This is a genomic window from Pseudomonas sp. LBUM1659 (assembly GCF_059716045.1).
In genome coordinates this window covers 678766-699159 of record NZ_CP166797.1, presented here as the reverse complement: position 1 = coordinate 699159, position 20394 = coordinate 678766, and the positions used below count along the sequence as shown (strand labels likewise).

The following is a 20394-nucleotide window of genomic DNA, read 5'->3' as shown; positions in this document are numbered from 1 at the left end:
CTGCTCGCGATCGGTTGCGAAGCAACCGCCAACAAACAACTAAAAGATCCATGCCAAAACGGAGCACACGTGATGAAACAGCCCAAACCGAATTTCTACAACCTGGCCTGGCGCTGGCATTTCTATGCCGGTCTGTTCGTGGCGCCCTTCATGGTGATGCTGGCCCTGACCGGCATCATTTACCTGTTCAAACCGCAACTCGATCCGTTGATGTACGGCAGCCTGCTGAACGTCCCGGCCGGCCACCACACCGTGCCCGCCGACGACCTGCTCAAGCGGGTCAAGGAAGCCTATCCACAAGCCACGATCAAGCAGTACCTGCCACCGGTCAACGCCGAGCGCAGCGCTCAATTCGTCGTGATCAATGCTGGCACCGAGCTCAACGTGTTCATTGATCCCTACCACGGCGACATCCTCGGCGAGCAAGACGCCAAGAAGAACCTGCAAGCGGTTGCGCGGGCGATTCACGGCGAGCTGATGATCGGCACCGTCGGTGATCGACTGATCGAAATGGCCGCCGGCTGGGGCATCGTGCTGGTGGTGTCCGGGGTGTTCCTGTGGCGGCCGCGTGGCCAGGCGGCAGGCATTTTGTGGCCACGGTTGACCAGTCGCGGTCGCGTGTTGTGGCGTGATCTGCACGCGGTGACCGGGTTCTGGGGCGCGTCGTTGCTGCTGGTGATGTTGCTCAGCGGCATGACCTGGACCGGCTTCTGGGGCCAGCAATACGCCGGCGTCTGGAACGTGTTTCCGGCCGCCATGTGGGACAACGTGCCCAAGTCTGACGTCGAGGCCCGCAGCCTCAACACCGCCACCCGCCAGACCGTGCCTTGGGCCATGGAAAACACGCCGATGCCGATGTCCGGCGACCACGCCGAACACATGGCCCACGGTGGCGCACAGTCCGGTCCGGCGGCGCCGACCATCAGCCTGCAAGACGTGCAGAACATCGCCGTGCAGCGCAAGGTCGAGCCGGGTTACAGCATCACCTTCCCGACCACCGCGACGGGTGTGTTCACCATTGCCGTGTTCGCGGATGACCCACGCAACGACGCCACGCTGCACGTCGATCAATACACCGGCGACGTCCTCGCCGACGTGCGTTACGAGCAATACGGCACCGTCGCCCGCGCCACGGAAATCGGCGTGATGCTGCACGAAGGCAAGATGTTCGGTGTGCTCAATCAGATCATCGTGTTGCTGATCTGCCTGATGATCCTGCTCAGCGCCGTCAGTGGCGTGGTGATCTGGTGGAAGCGTCGGCCACAGGGCAAATTCGGTGTGCCGCCGCTGCGTCACGATTTGCCGAAATGGAAAACCGCGATGGTCATCATGTTCGCCCTGGCGGTGATGTTTCCTCTGGTGGGCGCATCCTTGGTGGTGGTCTGGGTGCTGGATCGCGTGCTGTTGTCGCGTTTCAGCCGACAAACTGAATCGGCCTCCTCTTTGTGACCACATTCTAATGTGGGAGCGAGCCTGCTCGCGAAGACGGCGGCACATTCAACATTTTTGGGGCTGACCCACCGCTTTCGCTGGCAAGCCAGCTCCTACAGGGGGGTATCGTCGTTCGCTGATTCTGCATGCGCCACACATCCACGGTAGGAGCTGGCTTGCCAGCGAATGCGGCGGCACATCCTGCATCGATGTGACTGACCCACCGCTTTCGCTGGCAAGCCAGCTCCTACAGGGGTTGTGATTCCGGGGTTGTTTATGTGTGTTTATCTGGATGCGAAATGACCGGACGTTTCCCACGACTTTTTCAGGTTGTTCGTCGGACGTGGGCTGTCTAGTCTGGGGCTGTCACTGAAAACTCAGTGATCGGGTGTGAGAACCCGGCAGCCCCTGTTAATCCAACATCAGTACCACCATAATTGCCGCCGGCCAATGCGCTTGCGTCAATGCTCTATGGCGGCTGTGTGCGGGCGGACTTCGGTCCGGCCGGGTTTGGGTGCTGCCCGGTTTCTCACTCCGCACATAGCTGCCACCATTCCGCCGCGTGAGAAACGGCAAGTGGTGGCTCCACTTGATTCTTAGAGCCCTTATAAGATGACCAAGAAGCCAGTGATCCACCCATCGACACCACCACTCCCGATCCCGAAACATCTCGCGACGAAGACCTGCTCAGAGACCGCGATGCCATCAAGCGCGCCCTCGACTACTACCTCGGTCCCCCGGCCCAATACACCGAAAAGCCCCGCCGCCCCAGCACCATGTTCATGATCGCCCCGGACAACGACACCGAAAGCCTGTTGGTCAATGCCTGTGAATCCTTGGCGTCAGCCAGTGTGCTGGCCAGCGATTTCGCCACCGAGCTGATCGGCCCGCAGCGCCATAAGGCGATGGCGATTCAGCAGGTCATCATGCTCGCGGAACTGGCCGTGAACCGCGCGGTGGATAACGTCGTTCCCACCTAGAGGTACTGCAAAAAAATGTGGGAGTGAGCCTGCTCGCTCCCACAGGGATCTATCGTGGTCCACACATCACGTTCACAACACTGATCAATTGTGGGAGCGAGCCTGCTCGCGAAGACGACAACACATCCAGCATCACTTCGACTGAAAGGCCGCCATCGCGAGCAGGCTCGCTCCCACAGGAGATCATCGTTGCTCGCCCCAATGTGGCGCACCTCGTCGCACCACTGCCCCGACCTCGTCCCTTGATGGTGCGCTGCCCAAACCGCACAACCGCTCTAACCCGTCATTTCCACGACTTTTGCCAACCGGGCACAGCCCTTGCAAAACAGCCTTCAGTAGTCCGCATCTGCCAACCAAGAAAATTCATCAGTTCATGGAGATCGCACAATGAAGCGTCGTAGCTTGATCAAGGCTTTTACACTCTCGGCAAGCATTGCCGCGATGGGCATGACCTGGACGGTCCAGGCCGCCGAAACCATCAAGGTCGGGATTCTGCATTCGTTGTCCGGCACCATGGCGATCTCCGAAACATCGCTCAAAGACATGGCGTTGATGACCATCGATGAGATCAACGCCAAGGGCGGCGTGAACGGCAAGATGCTGGAACCGGTGGTGGTAGACCCGGCGTCCAACTGGCCGCTGTTCGCGGAAAAGGGCCGTCAGCTGCTGACGCAGGACAAGGTGGCCGTGGTGTTCGGTTGCTGGACCTCGGTGTCGCGTAAATCGGTGTTGCCGGTGTTCGAAGAGCTCAACGGCTTGCTGTTCTATCCGGTGCAATACGAAGGCGAAGAGATGTCGCCAAACGTGTTCTACACCGGCGCCGCGCCGAACCAGCAAGCGATCCCCGCCGTTGAATACCTGATGAGCGAAGAAGGCGGCAGCGCCAAGCGCTATTTCCTGCTCGGGACCGACTACGTCTACCCGCGTACCACCAACAAAATCTTGCGTTCGTTCCTGCATTCAAAAGGTGTGGCGGACAAGGACATCGAAGAGGTCTACACCCCCTTCGGCCACGCCGATTACCAGACCATCGTGGCCAACATCAAAAAATTCTCGGCCGGCGGCAAAACAGCGGTTATCTCGACCGTCAACGGCGACTCCAACGTGCCGTTCTATAAAGAGCTGGCGAACCAGGGATTGAAAGCGACCGACGTTCCGGTCGTGGCGTTCTCCGTCGGTGAAGAAGAACTGCGCGGCATCGACACCAAACCGCTGGTGGGCAACCTCGCGGCGTGGAACTACTTTGAATCGGTGGAGAACCCGGCAAACAAGAAGTTCGTCGCGGACTGGAAAGCCTACGCCAAGAAACACAACCTGCCGGGCGCCGACAAAGCGGTGACTAACGACCCGATGGAAGCCACCTACGTCGGCATTCACATGTGGGCGCAAGCGGCTGAAAAAGCCAAATCCACCGACGTCGACAAAGTCCGCGAAGCCCTCGCCGGCCAGACTTTTGCCGCGCCGTCCGGCTACACCCTGACCATGGACAAGACCAACCATCACCTGCACAAGCCGGTGATGATCGGCGAGATCCAGGCCGACGGTCAGTTCAACGTGGTGTGGCAGACCGAAGGGCCGATCCGCGCCCAGCCGTGGAGCCCGTTCATTCAGGGCAACGACAAGAAGCCGGAGTATGCGGTGAAGAGCAACTAAGCCCTGCGATGCCGGGCCCGGACACTCACCCTGGGCCCGACACAACACCTGTAGGAGCTGGCTTGCCAGCGAATAGCATCACGCGGTTTGCCTGATAGACCGCCTTCGCTGGCAAGCCAGCTCCTACAAGGTCCTCGTATGACCAGGACGTTCGACATGCCCACTGCCCTTTACCGCTTCATCTTCGCCATCGCGCTGTTACTGCCGATGGCCGTACAGGCCAACGACGCCGAAGACTTCGTCGCCGCCAACCCTGTGCAGCAAGCCAAACTGCTGGAAGCCTGGGCCGCGCAGCCTGGCCTGGCCCGTATCGAGCTGATCAACGCCTTGCAACAAGGCGAGCTGACTATCGACGGCCAACCGAAAACCTTGCGCCTGAACAATCGCCTGCGGGGTCTGATCGACACCGGACTGGCCAGCCACCAACTGCTGGTCGCCGACGCCAAAATCCGTCTGACCGCCGCGCAGCAATTGCAGAAAAGTGCCAAACCCGCGCAGCTGAAATTCCTCGACCAGCAACTGGCCAGCGAAAAAGACGAAAGCGTCCACGCCGCACTCAGCCTCGCGCTGGCCAATCTGCAACTGGTGGACACCGACCTGGCCGTGCGTCTCGCCGCTGTGCGACTGCTCGGTGAAACCGGCGACCCACTGGCCCGCACCCGCCTCGAAAGCCTGCTGGAACCGGGCGTCGAAGCCGACGCCACGGTGCGCACCGCCGCCGAAACCAGCCTCGCCCAGGTCAAACGCAAACTGCTGATCGGCGAGCTGCTTGGTCAGGCGTTTAGCGGCATGTCCCTCGGTTCGATTTTGCTGCTCGCAGCACTGGGGTTGGCGATCACCTTCGGCCTGCTCGGCGTGATCAATATGGCTCACGGCGAGATGCTGATGCTCGGCGCCTACTCGACGTATGTGGTGCAGATGATGTTCCAGCGCTACGCCCCTCAGGCCATCGAGTTCTACCCGCTGATTGCGTTGCCGGTGGCCTTTTTCGTCACCGCTGCCATCGGCATGGCGCTGGAACGCACGGTGATTCGTCACCTCTATGGCCGCCCGCTGGAAACCTTGCTCGCCACGTGGGGCATCAGTTTGATGTTGATTCAGCTGGTGCGATTGCTGTTCGGCGCGCAGAACGTTGAAGTGGCCAACCCGGCGTGGTTGTCGGGCGGGATTCAAGTGCTGCCCAACCTCGTGCTGCCGTACAACCGCATCGTGATCATCGCCTTCGCGCTGTTTGTGGTGGTGCTGACCTGGCTGCTGCTGAACAAGACCCGCCTGGGTTTGAACGTGCGCGCCGTCACCCAGAACCGCAACATGGCCGCGTGTTGCGGCGTGCCGACCGGGCGCGTGGACATGCTCGCCTTCGGCCTCGGCTCGGGCATTGCCGGCCTCGGTGGCGTGGCGCTGAGCCAGATCGGCAACGTCGGCCCGGACCTCGGCCAGAGCTACATCATCGACTCGTTCCTGGTGGTGGTACTCGGCGGTGTCGGCCAGTTGGCCGGTAGCGTGCTCGCCGCGTTCGGCCTCGGTATCGCCAACAAAATTCTCGAACCGCAAATCGGCGCCGTGCTCGGCAAGATCCTGATCCTCGCGCTGATCATTCTGTTCATCCAGAAGCGTCCGCAAGGTCTCTTCGCACTGAAAGGACGGGTGATCGACTAAGCGGGGCATGCTCACGCCCATTGACGACCGCGCCGCTGCCTTGCTGGCGGCGACACCGATAAGGAACGTAAATATGTTTTCCATCAATGACATCGAGACTGGCCCCGCCGCCAACAAGACAACGGCCCTACGGGTTGCGACTGTCGACGCGCCATGCCGCGTTGCGGATCTTGTCGAGGGAACAACCATCACCTGCGACCCGCGCCTTGCCTGGCACGCCGACAGCCTGCACCGCGGTGCGTCAATGGACGTGAGCATGCCCCGATGAACCAGCCCCTATTGCTCACGGCCACACAAAAGGCCGGCCCCAAGGTCACGATCGCGGTCGGCGCGGTGATCCTCGTTTTGCTGCTGGCGTTGCCGCTGCTGTCGCTGTTATCGCCCGTCAGTGTTTTTCACGTTTCGGCCTACACCCTGACGCTGGTGGGCAAGATTCTTTGCTACGCCATCGTCGCCCTGGCGCTGGATCTGGTCTGGGGTTACGCCGGCCTGTTGTCCCTCGGCCATGGTCTGTTCTTCGCCCTCGGCGGTTACGCGATGGGCATGTACTTGATGCGCCAGGCCTCGGGCGATGGCTTGCCGGCGTTCATGACGTTCCTGTCGTGGAGCGAATTGCCGTGGTACTGGACCGGCACCAGCAGCTTCCTCTGGGCCATGTGTCTGGTGGTATTGGCGCCGGGACTGCTGGCGCTGGTGTTCGGCTTCTTCGCCTTCCGCTCGCGGATCAAGGGCGTGTATTTCTCGATCATGACCCAGGCCCTGACCTTCGCCGGAATGTTGTTGTTCTTCCGCAACGAGACCGGTTTTGGCGGCAACAATGGCTTCACCAACTTCCGCACTATTCTCGGTTTCGGCATTACCGAACCGGGCACCCGCGCGGTGTTGTTTTTCGCCACGGTGGTGTTGCTGGTGGCGAGCCTGTTCATCGGCTGGCGCCTGGCGCAGAGCAAGTTCGGGCGGGTGCTCACCGCGCTACGCGATGCGGAAAATCGCCTGATGTTCTGCGGCTACGACCCACGCGGCTTCAAGCTGTTTGTCTGGGTGCTGAGCGCGGTGTTGTGCGGTCTGGCGGGGGCTTTGTACGTGCCGCAGGTCGGGATCATCAACCCGAGCGAAATGTCGCCGACCAACTCCATTGAAGCGGCGGTCTGGGTCGCGTTGGGTGGTCGCGGCACGCTGATCGGCCCACTGTTGGGCGCTGGCGTGGTCAACGGCATGAAGAGCTGGTTCACCGTGGCGTTCCCGGAATACTGGCTGTTCTTCCTCGGCGCGCTGTTCATCATCGTGACCTTGTATCTGCCCAAGGGCGTGATCGGTCTGCTGAAAAAAAGGGGTGAGCAATGAGAGTCACTGCGACGGCTGAATTCATGCTCGAACCGGCCTTTTTCCCCGTGGAACCGAACAAGGACGCCGGCACCAGCCGCGACGCCATCAGCCACGGCCAACGCGTCAGCCCAGGCCTCGATACCCGCCACGGCACGATCCTGACCCTGGAAGACATCAGCGTCAGCTTCGATGGCTTCAAGGCACTGAACGACTTGAATCTGTACATCGGCGTCGGCGAACTGCGCTGCATCATCGGCCCCAACGGCGCGGGCAAGACCACGCTGATGGACGTGATCACCGGCAAGACCCGCCCCAGTCACGGTAAGGCCTGGTTCGGTGAAACCCTCGACCTGACGCAGATGAGCGAGGTGCAGATCGCCCAGGCCGGTATCGGTCGCAAGTTCCAGAAGCCGACCGTTTTCGAAGCGTTGAGCGTGTTTGAGAATCTGGAGCTGGCGCAGAAAACCGACAAGTCGGTGTGGGCCAGCCTGCGGGCGCGGCTGAGTGGCGAGCAACGTGATCGCATCACTGAAGTGCTGGAAACCATTCGCCTGACGACTTCAGTCAATCGCCCGGCGGGGTTGTTGTCCCACGGACAGAAGCAGTTTCTGGAGATTGGCATGCTACTGATGCAAGACCCGCAATTGCTGTTGCTCGACGAGCCGGTGGCGGGCATGACCGACGCCGAAACCGAATTCACTGCCGAACTGTTCAAGAGTCTGGCGGGCAAGCATTCGTTGATGGTGGTGGAACATGACATGGGGTTTGTGGGTTCGATTGCCGACCACGTCACCGTGTTGCACCAGGGCAGCGTGCTGGCCGAAGGGTCGCTGGAGCAGGTGCAGGACAACGAGCGGGTGATTGAGGTTTACCTCGGTCGCTGAAATGTCGCCCCTGTAGGAGCAAGGCTTGCCCGCGATGGCGTCCTTGAGATCGCTATCGCGGGCAAGCCTTGCTCCTACAGGGGATCTGAGGGGAATTTGAACATGCTGCAAGTCGACAAGCTGCACCAGTATTACGGCGGTAGCCACATCCTGCGCGGCCTGACGTTCGAGGTGAAAGTCGGCGAAGTCACCTGCCTGCTCGGGCGCAACGGCGTCGGCAAGACTACCCTGCTCAAATGCCTGATGGGTTTGCTGCCGGCCAAAGAAGGCGCAGTGAACTGGGAAGGCAAACCGATTACCACGTTCAAGCCGCACCAGCGCGTGCACGCAGGGATCGCTTACGTGCCGCAGGGTCGGGAAATCTTCGGCCGGCTGACCGTCGAAGAAAACCTGCTGATGGGCCTGTCGCGATTTCCCGGTGCTGAAGCCAAGGAAGTCCCTGCGTTCATCTACGAGCTGTTTCCGGTGCTGCTGCAGATGAAGCACCGGCGCGGCGGTGACTTGTCCGGGGGCCAGCAACAGCAATTGGCGATTGGCCGCGCATTGGCCAGCCGTCCACGCTTGCTGATTCTCGACGAGCCCACCGAAGGCATCCAGCCGTCGGTGATCAAGGAGATCGGCGCGGTGATCAAGAAGCTTGCGGCCCGGGGCGACATGGCTATTTTGCTGGTAGAGCAGTTCTACGATTTCGCCGCCGAACTGGCCGATCAATACCTGGTGATGTCACGGGGCGAGATCGTGCAGCAAGGTCGCGGCGAAAATATGGAAGCCGATGGTGTGCGCGGGCTGGTTACGATCTGAGCGGTGTACTGTCAACTGTCATTGAGACACCGGGGGCGTGCGGCTTGCCAGCGTATAGGGAACCCAATCCGCCGTGACCGGGCCGCGATGTCCACCCCAGATGGTGCCTGGATCGATGACACGCAACTGGCCGATGCTCACCATCCTCCGGATCCGGCTCTCGGGCGTCGAGCCCATTCGGAATTTAGGATTGCCGGATGCGTTTTGCGGATTGATGGAGTAGGCCACCAGAGAGCCATAGGGACTTGAAACATAATTATGTTTAAAGAAACTCACATGCTTGAAAGTTAAAGCGATATCGCCTAGCGAAGGGAGCGCGATATACAACTTGACCTGCTCCTCGTTGTAGGAGGGGTACGTCCTGGCAATCTGTTCTGCATATTCCGGATGGCTGTGATAAAGGCCCATGCAACGGTATCCCGCTGGGTGACTGATCGTCTGGGTCTGTTGGTCGAACGGTAGCAAACGCTCAAAATCAAATGAAGTTGCCTCATCTTTTATAGGTGTTGTCGCGACAAACTTGCCGTCGGGGCGCTGCAATATGAGCGCACCGTATTCTCCGTCGTTCGTGCGTTCTTGCTGGTGAATCCAATACGCTGCATCGTCCACGCAGATGAAAGGTTGGCTCACGGGTGGCAACACCGGCGCGGTCGAAGCTGCTGGTTGTACAGAATCAGTAGAAGTGGTCATCAAGAGACTCCAAGAAGTTAAGCCGCCCCGCTGGAGGAGGGGGCGTGCGCTTGCATCCTGGATTCTTTGCGACCACGGAAGGCGGTATATATGTCTCACATCTGCGCCAGGCACCAATTTATCGCACCGCGCTCCATACGACGCCTCGTATCAGTGCGCAGCGACGATGAACAGCCGCTTCCTGCCTGCCATGTCTGCCGGCACAGCCTTTGCACAGATCCTGACGACCTCACGATAAGCACTGACTATGACTCTTCCAGCTTCTGGCGCCTTGTTTACCCCCAGTTGGCACGCCGAACTGGAGTTAGGCTACGCCCGATTCGGCGACAGTACCCGACCGGTTCAGCGCCGCCACCTGGGCCCGCTGCGGGTGCAAAAGCATCTGTATGCCGAAGGCCCCGAGGTGTGCCAGCACATCATCGTTCACCCGCCGGGCGGGATTGCCGGTGGTGATCGGCTGGACATTTCGGCCAGCGTCGGCACAAACGCCTGGGCACAAATCACCAGCCCCGGCGCGGCCAAGTGGTATCGCGCAGCGGGCCCGGCCTACCAGACACTTGATTTGAGGGTGGCTTCGGGCGCGACACTGGAGTGGTTGCCGCAAGAGACGATTGTCTTCAGCGATGCCCAGGCCGAACTGAGCACCTCGATTGAGCTGGAAGGCGATGCGCGGTTGTTCTACTGGGACGTTGTGGCGCTGGGTCGACCGGCCAGTGGCGAGCGTTTTAACCTCGGGCATTTTCAGGCGCATCTGGATATCCGCCGTGACGGCCAGTTGCTCTGGCACGAACGCCAGCGCATTGTCGGCAATGACGGTTTGCTGGATTCGCCCATCGGGCTGGACGGGCAACCGGTGTTTGCGACGTTGTTGGTGACCGGTGAGATTGATAGCGAGTTGCTGGAAACCTGTCGTTCGCTGCCCAACGATGTACGCGGGGATTTGACCCAGTTGCCGGGGCTGTTGGTGGCTCGGTGCCTGGCCAGTGAAGCGCTGCTGGCGCGAGGCTGGTTGATTGATCTATGGCGATTGCTCAGGCCGACGTTGCTCGGTCGCGAAGCCGTCCCGCCCAGAATATGGAGCACCTGAACACCGTCCCCCCTGTAGGAGCTGGCTTGCCAGCGAAGGCGTACTCACTGACGCCAAAAGCTTCGCTGGCAAGCCAGCTCCTACAGGTATGTATTTACAGATCCGAATATTTTTTATCTGCCCAGATGGATTCCAACGATGGACCTGACCCCACGCGAAAAAGACAAGCTGCTGATCTTCACCGCTGGCCTCGTGGCCGAGCGGCGTTTGGCGCGCGGCGTGAAACTCAATTACCCGGAAGCCATGGCCTACATCTCAGCTGCGCTGCTCGAAGGCGCGCGGGACGGCCAGACCGTGGCCGACTTGATGCACTTCGGTACGACCCTGCTGACCCGTGAGCAAGTGATGGAAGGTATCCCGGAAATGATCCCGGAGATCCAGGTTGAAGCGACGTTCCCCGACGGCACCAAACTGGTCACCGTCCACCAACCTATCGCCTGAGGCCCCGCCATGACTTACCACATTCGCGAAGCGGTACAGGCCGACCTGCCGGCGATCCGCGACATCTACAACGACGCCGTGCTCAACACCACGGCGATCTGGAACGAACAAGCCGTGGACCTCGGCAACCGCCAGGCCTGGTTCAGTGCCCGGCAAGCTCAGGGTTATCCGATTCTGGTGATCGTCTACGCTGACGACAGTGTGCTGGGTTACGCGTCATTTGGAGACTGGCGACCGTTCGACGGATTTCGCCACACCGTCGAACACTCGGTGTACGTGCGCAGCGACCAGCGTGGCAATGGACTCGGCCCGCAACTGATGACGGTGCTGATCGAACGTGCCAAAGGCTGCGACAAACACGTGATGGTCGCGGCCATCGAAAGCGGTAACGCGGCATCTATTCGTCTACATGAGCGCGCCGGTTTCATCACCACCGGGCAAATGCCCCAGGTGGGCACCAAGTTCGGCCGCTGGCTGGACCTGACTTTCATGCAATTGACCCTCAATCCCGGCGCGGAGCCGCCAGTCGCCCACCAGGAGTAATCGCTAATGAACGCAGCCCAACTGCGCCGCGTGAATGTTGAGAGCTTTGCGCACTATCGCCAGGGCTTGATCGACTTGTTGCTCGATGCCGTGGGGTATGGCGCCAGCGTCGGCTTCATGGCCACTCTGGATGCCACACAGGCGCGTGCCTATTTCGATGAAGTTCAGGAGAACCTGACCAAGGGCAACGTGCTGCTGTGGGTGGTGGTTCGCGACGAACAAGTGGAAGCCAGCGTGCAACTGACCCTGTGCCACAAAGCCAATGGCTTGAACCGCGCCGAGGTGCAAAAACTCCTGGTTCGCGAGCACGCGCGTCGGCGGGGTCTGGGCCAACAGTTGATGAGCGCTTTGGAACAGGCCGCTCTCCAGCACAAGCGCGGCATGCTCTTCCTCGACACCGAGGCGGGCTCCCCCGCTGAAGATTTCTACAAGGCGCTGGGTTACACACGGGCGGGGGAAATCCCCGACTACGCCTGCGACCCGAGCGGCCGCTACAAACCGACCGCGCTCTACTACAAAATTCTGCAAGGAGCCCACTGATGATTCCCGGTGAATACCAGATCCAGCCCGGCGATATCGAACTCAACGTCGGCCGCCGCACTGTCAGCCTGAAAGTGTCCAACAGCGGCGACCGGCCGATCCAGGTCGGCTCGCATTACCACTTTTTCGAAACCAACGACGCCCTGACCTTCGACCGCGCCGCCAGCCGCGGCATGCGCCTGAACATCCCCGCCGGCACCGCCGTGCGCTTCGAACCGGGGCAGAGTCGCGAAGTCGAGTTGGTGGATCTGGCAGGGCATCGCCGGGTATTCGGATTTGCCGGGCGGATCATGGGTGACCTCTGATTAGTGCTTCGTGTGCATTGGCCCCTTCGCTGGCAAGCCAGCTCCTACAGGAGATCGCATTCCATTCCCATTGTTGCCGGTGGATGCGATTCCCTTGTAGGAGCTGGCTTGCCAGCGATAGCGAGCTACGCGAGCGGTCTCAAAAACAATTGAATCCCAAGGCAAGCCCATGAAAATTTCTAAACAGGCCTACGCCGACATGTTCGGTCCCACCGTTGGCGACAAGGTCCGCCTGGCCGACACCGAGCTGTGGATCGAGGTCGAAAAAGACTTCACCACCTACGGTGAAGAAGTGAAATTCGGCGGTGGCAAAGTCATCCGTGATGGCCAGGGCCAGAGCCAACTGTTGGCCGCCGAGGTCGTCGACACCGTGATCACCAACGCGCTAATCATCGACCACTGGGGCATTGTCAAAGCCGACGTCGGCCTCAAGGAAGGCCGCGTCGCCGGCATCGGCAAGGCCGGCAATCCGGACGTGCAGCCGAACGTGACCATCGCCATCGGCGCCAGCACCGAAGTCATCGCCGGCGAAGGGATGATCCTCACCGCCGGTGGCATCGACACGCACATTCACTTCATCTGCCCGCAGCAGATCGAAGAAGCGTTGATGAGCGGCGTCACCACCATGATCGGCGGCGGCACCGGCCCGGCCACCGGCACCAACGCCACCACCTGCACTTCCGGGCCGTGGCACCTGGCGCGCATGCTCCAGGCCGCCGACGCGTTCCCGATGAACATTGGCCTCACCGGCAAAGGCAACGCTAGCCTGCCGGAGCCCTTGATCGAACAGGTCAAGGCCGGCGCCATCGGCCTCAAGCTGCACGAAGACTGGGGCACCACCCCTGCGAGTATCGACAACTGCCTGAGCGTTGCCGATCAGTTTGACGTGCAGGTGGCAATCCACACGGACACCCTCAACGAATCCGGTTTCGTCGAAACCACTCTTGCCGCGTTCAAGGGTCGCACCATCCACACCTACCACACCGAAGGCGCGGGCGGCGGTCATGCGCCGGACATCATCAAAGCCTGCGGCTTCGCCAATGTGCTGCCGAGTTCCACCAATCCGACCCGGCCGTTCACCCGCAACACCATCGACGAACACCTCGACATGCTGATGGTCTGCCATCACCTGGACCCGAGTATTGCCGAAGACGTGGCCTTCGCCGAAAGCCGCATTCGTCGCGAGACGATTGCCGCCGAAGACATCCTGCACGACCTCGGCGCGTTCTCGATGATCAGCTCCGACAGCCAGGCCATGGGCCGCGTCGGCGAAGTCATCACCCGCACCTGGCAGACCGCCGACAAGATGAAAAAACAGCGCGGCCCGCTACCTGGTGACGGCGCAGGCAACGACAACTTCCGCGCCAAACGCTACATCGCCAAGTACACGATCAACCCGGCGATCACCCATGGCATCAGCCATGAAGTGGGGTCGGTAGAAGTGGGTAAATGGGCCGACCTGGTGCTGTGGCGCCCGGCGTTTTTCGGGGTCAAACCGACGTTGATCCTCAAGGGCGGCGCCATCGCGGCCAGCCTGATGGGCGATGCCAACGCATCGATTCCGACGCCGCAACCGGTGCACTACCGCCCGATGTTCGCCAGCTATGGTGGCTCGCTGCACGCCACCAGCCTGACCTTCATCAGCCAAGCGGCGCAGGAGGCTGGTCTTCCCGAAGCACTGGGCCTGAAGAAGAAAATCGCGGTGGTGAAGGGTTGCCGTGATGTGCAGAAAACCGACCTGATCCACAACGACTACCTGCCCGACATCGAAGTCGATCCGCAGACCTATCAGGTCAAGGCCGACGGTGTGTTGCTGTGGTGTGAGCCGGCAGATGTGTTGCCGATGGCACAGCGCTACTTTTTGTTCTGAACCGACGACATTGCAAAAAGGCCTGGAAACGCTTGCGCGCCTCCAGGCCTTTGTTCATCGGTTCACTGGACGTGAAACGCTGGGTGCTGCGCTCAGAATGGATGTTTGACCAGTTCCTCGCGCGTCAGCTTCTCGATCAGTGCCGCCTCTTCGATCTGCAGTTGGGCATCCAGATCGTCGGACTGAACCTTGAACGCTGGCGCCGTCAATGTCCCGGCCTGATGGTGTTCACGCAAGGTTTCGTGACGGGCCAGATAAGGCTCTCGCTGCGTTTCAAATTGCTCTCGGCAGGTATTCGTCACAAAGTCTTTCCAGAAATCTTTCTCGACCAGCGCCTGAAACTCTGCGGGCGAATTGTCCAGCGCCAGCACCTGGTTGTACGCGTTGTCCAGCATCGCGGGTGTGACGTTGGCCAAGCGGGTGAACCTGACCTGCCTCGGCTGCCCTGGCAATCCGAGCCGATCCTTGAGACCGACGCGGTAGGCCAGTTTTATTTCGACCTCTTCCAGAAGGGCAATCCGATTGGCCTTTTGAGCCGCCGACAAACCCGGCATGTTATTGATCGCTGTGGTGCGTTGCGCGATATCCGCCAGCGCGATTTTCTCGACCTCATCCAGCCGAAACAACCCTCTGGATAACGACAGCAAGGCCGACGCATTTTGCCCGTCCCCGGCCAGTGCCCTGGCCCGATAAACCATGGCCATGACTTCCAGGTTACTGAACGACAACGCCGCACGATCACAACAGGACGGTCGCCCCGCCCACTCAAACATCTCACCGCGCAGCGTTTCAGATTGCGCGGTCTGTTCAGTCACGGTGTCGATCACCGCCCATACACGCTGCTGAAGGTCTTCATGGCCCGCACCGGCTCCCTGCAGGTCGTTGAGCACCCGGAAGAAACCGTCAGACCCTTGTTGTCGGAACAGCGTCTGCCATTGAGCCTGTCTCTTCGTGACCTGATCGGCGGGCAAGTCTTTGCTCCAGCGCTCGAGCCCAGCTTGTTCCTGGTTGTGCAATATCGCGCGCTCATCAGACACCCTGGGAGCTTGGTACTCGAAGCCCCACGGCTGCCGTAGCCCCCACAGGTCCGCACGTTCGCGCTCGAGCCGGCTCCAGTAGTCGCGCAGTTGTTGCTGGGCGGTCTCTGACAATGGATTGCCGCCAATGTAAGTGAAACTGTTGACGCGCGCTGCGTGTTCCAGTTGCTCGGCAGGTGGAGTGATGACCGACTCCGGAAACGTCGTGATCAGGTTGTTTCTCACATCAATGGCATCCAGCAAAGGCTGTGCTCCCAGCCCGACTGGCCACTCATCAACTCCGATCGTGTTCAAGGAGAGCGAACGCATATCCGTTATCCGGCTGAAATCGGGCAGCCTGCCCAAAGGGTTGTAGGACAGGCTTAAAGCCCTGAGTGTTGTTCGTCCAGCCAACAGTTGAGCAGTGTCGGCAGTCAGCTGAATGCGGTTTCGCTGCAGAAACAAACGGGTCAGCCCATGCATTTCACCCAATGCCGGAGGTATTGCCGTCAGTTGGTTTTGCGACATATCCAACCAGCGCACACCTTTGAAACGCGCAAGAAATCCTTCTGGAGAAACGCTCAGGCCCATATTGTTGAGTTTCAGCGAGCCCACGTGGCTGAAATCGGCCTCAAGGTCCGGCACGCTGTCCAGTGTCTCGCCACTCAAGTCGAGCTCAAAACCGATCGGACTACCGTCAGCGGCATTTCGTTGGGGAGATTGCCGCCTCCAGCAGCGGCGAATGCGCTCGGCGGCTTCATGTCTGCTTTCCAGGCCGGAGTGGTCTCGCCACTGACCCGCCCGGACGTAGCGTTGGCGTGCGCCGCCCCCCGAGAATGCCCAGGCCGATAGCTGCCGATTCAAGGTTTCATATTCGTTTTCAAGGCGAGCCAGCTCGGTCTCAGCCGCAAGCCCGTGGGTTTGCAGGAAATCCTCAACCTCAAACTCGTCGAAGCCGGGGTACAGTTGGCGAACTCTGACGGACATCGAGTCCTGAACCTTGAATGCGCCGGGAAGGCTGCCCTCCAACAGTTCGGGCCTTAGCGCTTGCAGACGCGCCCGGTAGTCCTGAAGCTGCTGCCAGCCTTGGCGAGTAAACGGGTTACCCTCCAGAAGCGTTACCCGGTTCACCCTGGCGTTTGCTTCGAGTTGATCATCCGCCGTAGAGAGCATCGCCAGGGGAACTTCGGTCAGTTCGTTATCGCGCAAATCCAACACTTGCAAGTCGGGCAGATTCCCCATGCCCGCGGGCCATTGGTCGATGCCCGTGCCACTGAGGTTGATGGTCTTCAGTCGGGGCATCGTGCTGAAGTCCGGTGCGATACCCAGTGGATTTTTCAACAAGTCGAGCGCTTCAAGAGCACTCAATTTCCCGAGCACCGCCGCATTGTGTTCATTGAATCGAACCCGGCTGCCCCTGAGGCTCAAGTGAGTCAAACCGTTCATTTCACCCACCACCTCAGGCAATTCGCTGAGCCGGGAAATCCTCTCCAGTTTCAACGTCTTGAGTTCGGTGAAGCCCTTGAGAAAGGCATTGAGGTTACGCACGCCTGTACCGGTCAACGCGAGCGTCTCGACATGACCGAATCGGGCACTCAACGACGGCAGCTCGACGGTCGAGTCGATGCGCAGTGTCGAGCCGCTCTGCCGACGCCAGCAACGCTTGAGATTACTGGCTATCTGACGCTCGCGCCCACCCGGGATCAGCCCGGCTACAGCGGGGCTGCTTTGCGCTGTGACACGGGATTGAACCCAGGTATTCAACTCATTCTTGAGGGTGGTTAATTCGGCTTCATGTCGAGTCAGACCGCCGCGTACATCCTCGCCCAACGACAGCAGGAATGCGTCGACCTGCGCCTCGCTGAAGTCGGGAAATAGCTTGAGCACCCGCGCGCGCGGCGTTCGAAAAAAACTGGCCACCTGTAGCCCGGACGGCAACGGGCCAACGCCGCCGAGCAGTTTCATGCCTGACTCGACGTTTGGCTTGAGCACTCGGTGCTGCTGAAGAACCGCCCGTAACTGATCTCGCGGCAACGGCCTGCGTTGCACTGCCGATTTCAATCGTTCGGCCTCTTCCAGCGTGAAGCCCAATGCCTGTCGTTCCTCTGCCGACAGGGCCTGCAATACGGACGAATAGAGGTTTGCAGCAGTCGATTGAGCGAACCGGGTGTTCTCGTCAACCACCAACACCGCACGGACCGGCAGCTGCGGCGGACCGATCGCGTCCAGCAATTTCCCTTGAACCCCATACTCGCGCAGCTCGAAACGCACGTCCTTCGGCCAGCCCGACAGTGCTTCAAGACTGCGCAGGGCCAACCGTTCACTGTCGATGCCCGATGAGGTCTCGATATAAAGGCCTTCATAGGCATGAGCCACACGCAGTTCCTGGCGGGCCCGTTCGGCCTGCTCGTAAAGGGGCTGAGGCAAGGGCCCCGGTTTGTTCAACGCCAACCGTTCTTCCTGAGTCGCGCCACCCAGGATTTCTTCCACAACGACGCTGGGCAGCTGCGGGAAAAAGACTCTGATTCGCTCCACGGAACCGTGGGTGCTGGCATCCTGTTCTCGATATAGGGACTCGAACAATAAATTTTTCCTGCTCTGCACGGCGCGCGCGATTTCCTTGCGCAGTTCAACGGCACGTTGTTCCAGCGTCAAATCCGACGTTCCCGGAACGCTCCCGATATCGACCTTTTGAGCCTTGAACATGTCCAGCAGCGAGGTGAGCATCGTGCCGTTAGCCGCATCCCGATCACTCACCACGAACGTCAACCGGCGTGATTGTCCTGCGCCTGTTACCGGATCTTCCCAGATAGTTTTTGCCTTGCTGTCCATGACTTTGATCGAGGGTGTCAGGGGCAACAGCTCTTGGCTGCGCATGACCCTGAACTGCAGACGTAGATCCGCCTTGGCGTAGACCTCCGGGTCATCGCTGCCGATCTGTGCCCTGAATGCTTCAATGTCCCGGTCGATTCGAAAGCGCGTGAGGGTGTCGGACAACTGCGTGCCGGGCAGCTGTTTTTCGACATGCAGGCGACGCAGTTGATCATGTTCAACACCACTGGCGGTGCGCACCTGCTCCAGTTGCGCATCCGAGAAGGCCTGCGCACGATAGCCGAGCCTCCGCATCAGGATCGGCCCGTCCCAGCTCAGAGGTTCTTCACCTTCATGGCTCCACGCGCCCGCCCCGTTGTGTTCCAGGTGCGGTGCATAAGCCTCAGGCCGGCGCGGGTGCTGGATGCAGTACTCACCGCTGGCAGGGTTTTGCTTGACCACAAAGCGAGCATCGTCGAGCGGCAAAATGCCCTGACCGTTAACCGAGTGCAGGCCCAGTCCGTCAGGCTGCGAATCGACGGGTAACGTAATGGGAGCCTTATAAGGCTCAAGGTCCTGCTTCCACAGCCGTTGTTTCCCCGTTGGCAACGTGACCGGTTTCAACCCCTCGACCAAGGGTTCGGGTTTCACCGCTGCCAACTTGCCCAAACCTTTGCCAGCTCCATGCATCAGAGCAATCAGCGCGAGGTTTTCCGCCACGTCGCTCAGGTGAGCCCAGGCTGCTTCGCGATCACCCTCGCTCCACTCAATGGCCCCTTCGAATGTCTCGTACAGGATCTGGCCGGCCATCACCGCCATCATCACCTCACCCAGCACCGGTACAAACATTGAGGCGCCGTTCAACACCAGCAGGCCGAATTCAAGCAAATGCGCGATTTTTTGCGCTCGGACCCTGGCGTCGACATCGGCCGTGGGAACAGCATGACTGCGGGCATCTACAAGGATTTTGTTGCGACTTTGCTCATAGAGATCCGCCCAGGGATCGACGTTCGGCCCCCACAAACCACGCTGCCTGTAGCCGGTGACAGGTAGATAAAGTTCGTCGACCGGCTCCTGCCGCGACGGTGGTTCGGGAGGCAGCTCGTTAACCTGGGTGAGGACGGAAAAAAACGGCGGGAACGCTTCAATTGCTTTCCACAAGGGAGATCGCAACGGCGCTATCGGGTCTGGCGGGGAGTCCGCTGCCTTGCGGGCAAACTGGCTGAAGTAATACGGACGATCTGCATAGGCCACGAACTGGCTGAAAAAGCGTTGATAAGCCGTCGGGCCAGCGTTGGCCGGTTGCGAGGCGTCCGAGGCCAAGAACAGACGCTTCAAGGTCGCCTCCATGTCCCGGCTTTTGTAGCGTTTTAACGGGTGCTCCGGGTCATGGGGAATGTAGAGAAGGACGTCATCGGAGTAGCGATACTTTTCGCAGATATGGAAAAGTACACAGCCGGTCATTCTCTTCTTCATCAACACCAGGTCGCAAATCCACACCGGCGTGTTGTCTATCTTCGGATTGATTTCTCCGCCAATGACCGAAAGGATCATCGAGTAATCCTTCGGTTCGATGTCCTTCTTCAACAGGGCGAGCTCGGCAGCCGCGCGCATCGAATCTTTTTGACTGCTCACAAATCGCTTGCGCAGCACGGCGTCGGCCACGGGATTGGAAGGTTGCACAAAGTCCTTCAAGTAAGCCTGATACTTCGCACCGATGTCGAGCTCCCGACAAAGCTTCAGGTACTGCACCACCGTCAAGGCAGTGGTCACCTTGCTGAATTGGCCCGGGGCCGATTCGGCCACAAAGCCTGAGGTGGAATGAAAGTGATCCGCTGCACACTCCGTCTCTTCGAAGTTGTGCAGCGCGGCTTGCAGCAGCGGCAATTTCAATACCTCGAACGTGCTGACTTCTATTTCGAAAATGCCCACCTCCAAAGGCTTTTTCAGTTGCAGGAAGGTTTTAGTGACGTCCAGTTCCATTGCGAACCGGTCCTTGAGTGCCTTGACCAATAACGGCTCGGCAAACGCATCAATGTCCTGCAGGCGCGACAGGGTTTTATCCAGCAGGTTCTGCGACGTCACACTCGCCACAAAACTCGCGTTCAAGGTCTGGCGCTGCGCCTGCGATGCCGCCATGTACCAATCGGGCAGCATGAGCGCTGCGGCTTTCATCGCCTCTCGCCGCTCGGGCGAGGCATTCACCAGCCATTCCGGGATGGCGTCGGCGATGAATTCGGCGTGGGCACTTTGTGACTCGGCAGCGGGTGGTTGCACTGCATTTTTTTCGTTGCTTTCGTGTTTTTTTCGCAAGGTACATATCCTTATGTACGACTTAATAGGCCGGCACGAAAATC

The 20394-nt window shown here is 59.9% G+C and carries 16 protein-coding genes; 14 read left to right on the top strand and 2 right to left on the bottom strand.

Annotated elements, in window-relative coordinates:
- Positions 1-72 precede the first annotated feature (72 nt).
- The 8 genes from ACA048_RS03105 (at position 73) to urtE (ending at position 8734) form a co-directional block, all read left to right on the top strand.
- Positions 73-1449: a PepSY-associated TM helix domain-containing protein gene (locus ACA048_RS03105; RefSeq protein WP_497627894.1), complete on the top strand. Its 1377-nt coding sequence runs from the start codon at positions 73-75 to the stop codon at positions 1447-1449.
- A gap of 620 nt (positions 1450-2069) precedes the next feature.
- A complete protein-coding gene (locus ACA048_RS03100; protein WP_497629795.1) occupies positions 2070-2411 on the top strand; it encodes a DUF6124 family protein in 342 nt (113 codons plus the stop codon).
- A 387-nt stretch (positions 2412-2798) separates the two neighbouring features.
- Entirely contained in the window at positions 2799-4064 is a 1266-nt protein-coding gene (gene urtA, locus ACA048_RS03095; RefSeq protein WP_497627893.1) for an urea ABC transporter substrate-binding protein, read from the top strand.
- Between the two features lie 156 nt (positions 4065-4220).
- Complete coding sequence (gene urtB / locus ACA048_RS03090; protein ID WP_497627892.1) at positions 4221-5723, top strand: urea ABC transporter permease subunit UrtB; 1503 nt, start codon at positions 4221-4223, stop codon at positions 5721-5723.
- A 73-nt stretch (positions 5724-5796) separates the two neighbouring features.
- Entirely contained in the window at positions 5797-5991 is a 195-nt protein-coding gene (locus ACA048_RS03085; protein ID WP_497627891.1) for a hypothetical protein, read from the top strand.
- Positions 5988-7067 carry an urea ABC transporter permease subunit UrtC gene (gene urtC / locus ACA048_RS03080; RefSeq protein WP_497627890.1) on the top strand — a complete coding sequence of 360 codons (1080 nt, stop codon included), beginning with the start codon at positions 5988-5990 and terminating at the stop codon, positions 7065-7067. Before ACA048_RS03085 ends, urtC begins: the two co-directional genes overlap by 4 nt.
- A complete protein-coding gene (gene urtD / locus ACA048_RS03075; RefSeq protein ID WP_477801853.1) occupies positions 7064-7933 on the top strand; it encodes an urea ABC transporter ATP-binding protein UrtD in 870 nt (289 codons plus the stop codon). The genes urtC and urtD overlap by 4 nt, the downstream gene beginning before the upstream one ends.
- Positions 7934-8035: 102 nt before the next feature.
- A complete protein-coding gene (gene urtE / locus ACA048_RS03070) occupies positions 8036-8734 on the top strand; it encodes an urea ABC transporter ATP-binding subunit UrtE (RefSeq protein WP_497627888.1) in 699 nt (232 codons plus the stop codon).
- 18 nt (positions 8735-8752) lie between these two features.
- Here urtE and ACA048_RS03065 read toward each other — a convergent pair whose 3' ends face one another.
- A complete protein-coding gene (locus ACA048_RS03065) occupies positions 8753-9424 on the bottom strand; it encodes a DUF4329 domain-containing protein (RefSeq protein WP_497627887.1) in 672 nt (223 codons plus the stop codon).
- A gap of 247 nt (positions 9425-9671) precedes the next feature.
- Here ACA048_RS03065 and ACA048_RS03060 point away from each other — a divergent pair, with 247 nt between their 5' ends.
- The 6 genes from ACA048_RS03060 to ureC all read left to right on the top strand — a co-directional run bounded on the left by ACA048_RS03060 (position 9672) and on the right by ureC (position 14210).
- On the top strand, positions 9672-10511 hold the full coding sequence (locus tag ACA048_RS03060; protein WP_497627886.1) for an urease accessory protein UreD: 840 nt from the start codon (positions 9672-9674) through the stop codon (positions 10509-10511).
- 138 nt (positions 10512-10649) lie between these two features.
- Positions 10650-10952: an urease subunit gamma gene (locus ACA048_RS03055; protein ID WP_007945249.1), complete on the top strand. Its 303-nt coding sequence runs from the start codon at positions 10650-10652 to the stop codon at positions 10950-10952.
- A gap of 9 nt (positions 10953-10961) precedes the next feature.
- Positions 10962-11495, top strand: a complete 534-nt coding sequence (locus ACA048_RS03050) for a GNAT family N-acetyltransferase (RefSeq protein ID WP_497627885.1) — start codon at positions 10962-10964, stop codon at positions 11493-11495.
- Positions 11496-11501: 6 nt separating this feature from the next.
- Positions 11502-12035: a GNAT family N-acetyltransferase gene (locus ACA048_RS03045; protein WP_497627884.1), complete on the top strand. Its 534-nt coding sequence runs from the start codon at positions 11502-11504 to the stop codon at positions 12033-12035.
- On the top strand, positions 12035-12340 hold the full coding sequence (locus tag ACA048_RS03040) for an urease subunit beta (protein ID WP_497627883.1): 306 nt from the start codon (positions 12035-12037) through the stop codon (positions 12338-12340). The genes ACA048_RS03045 and ACA048_RS03040 overlap by 1 nt, the downstream gene beginning before the upstream one ends.
- Before the next feature lie 169 nt (positions 12341-12509).
- Positions 12510-14210 (top strand): urease subunit alpha, encoded by a 1701-nt coding sequence (gene ureC, locus ACA048_RS03035; RefSeq protein ID WP_497627882.1) that lies wholly within the window; start codon positions 12510-12512, stop codon positions 14208-14210.
- Positions 14211-14302: 92 nt separating this feature from the next.
- Here the strand turns inward: ureC and ACA048_RS03030 are convergent, their stop codons facing one another.
- Positions 14303-20350, bottom strand: a complete 6048-nt coding sequence (locus tag ACA048_RS03030) for an NEL-type E3 ubiquitin ligase domain-containing protein (RefSeq protein ID WP_497627881.1) — start codon at positions 20348-20350, stop codon at positions 14303-14305.
- Positions 20351-20394: the final 44 nt, after the last annotated feature.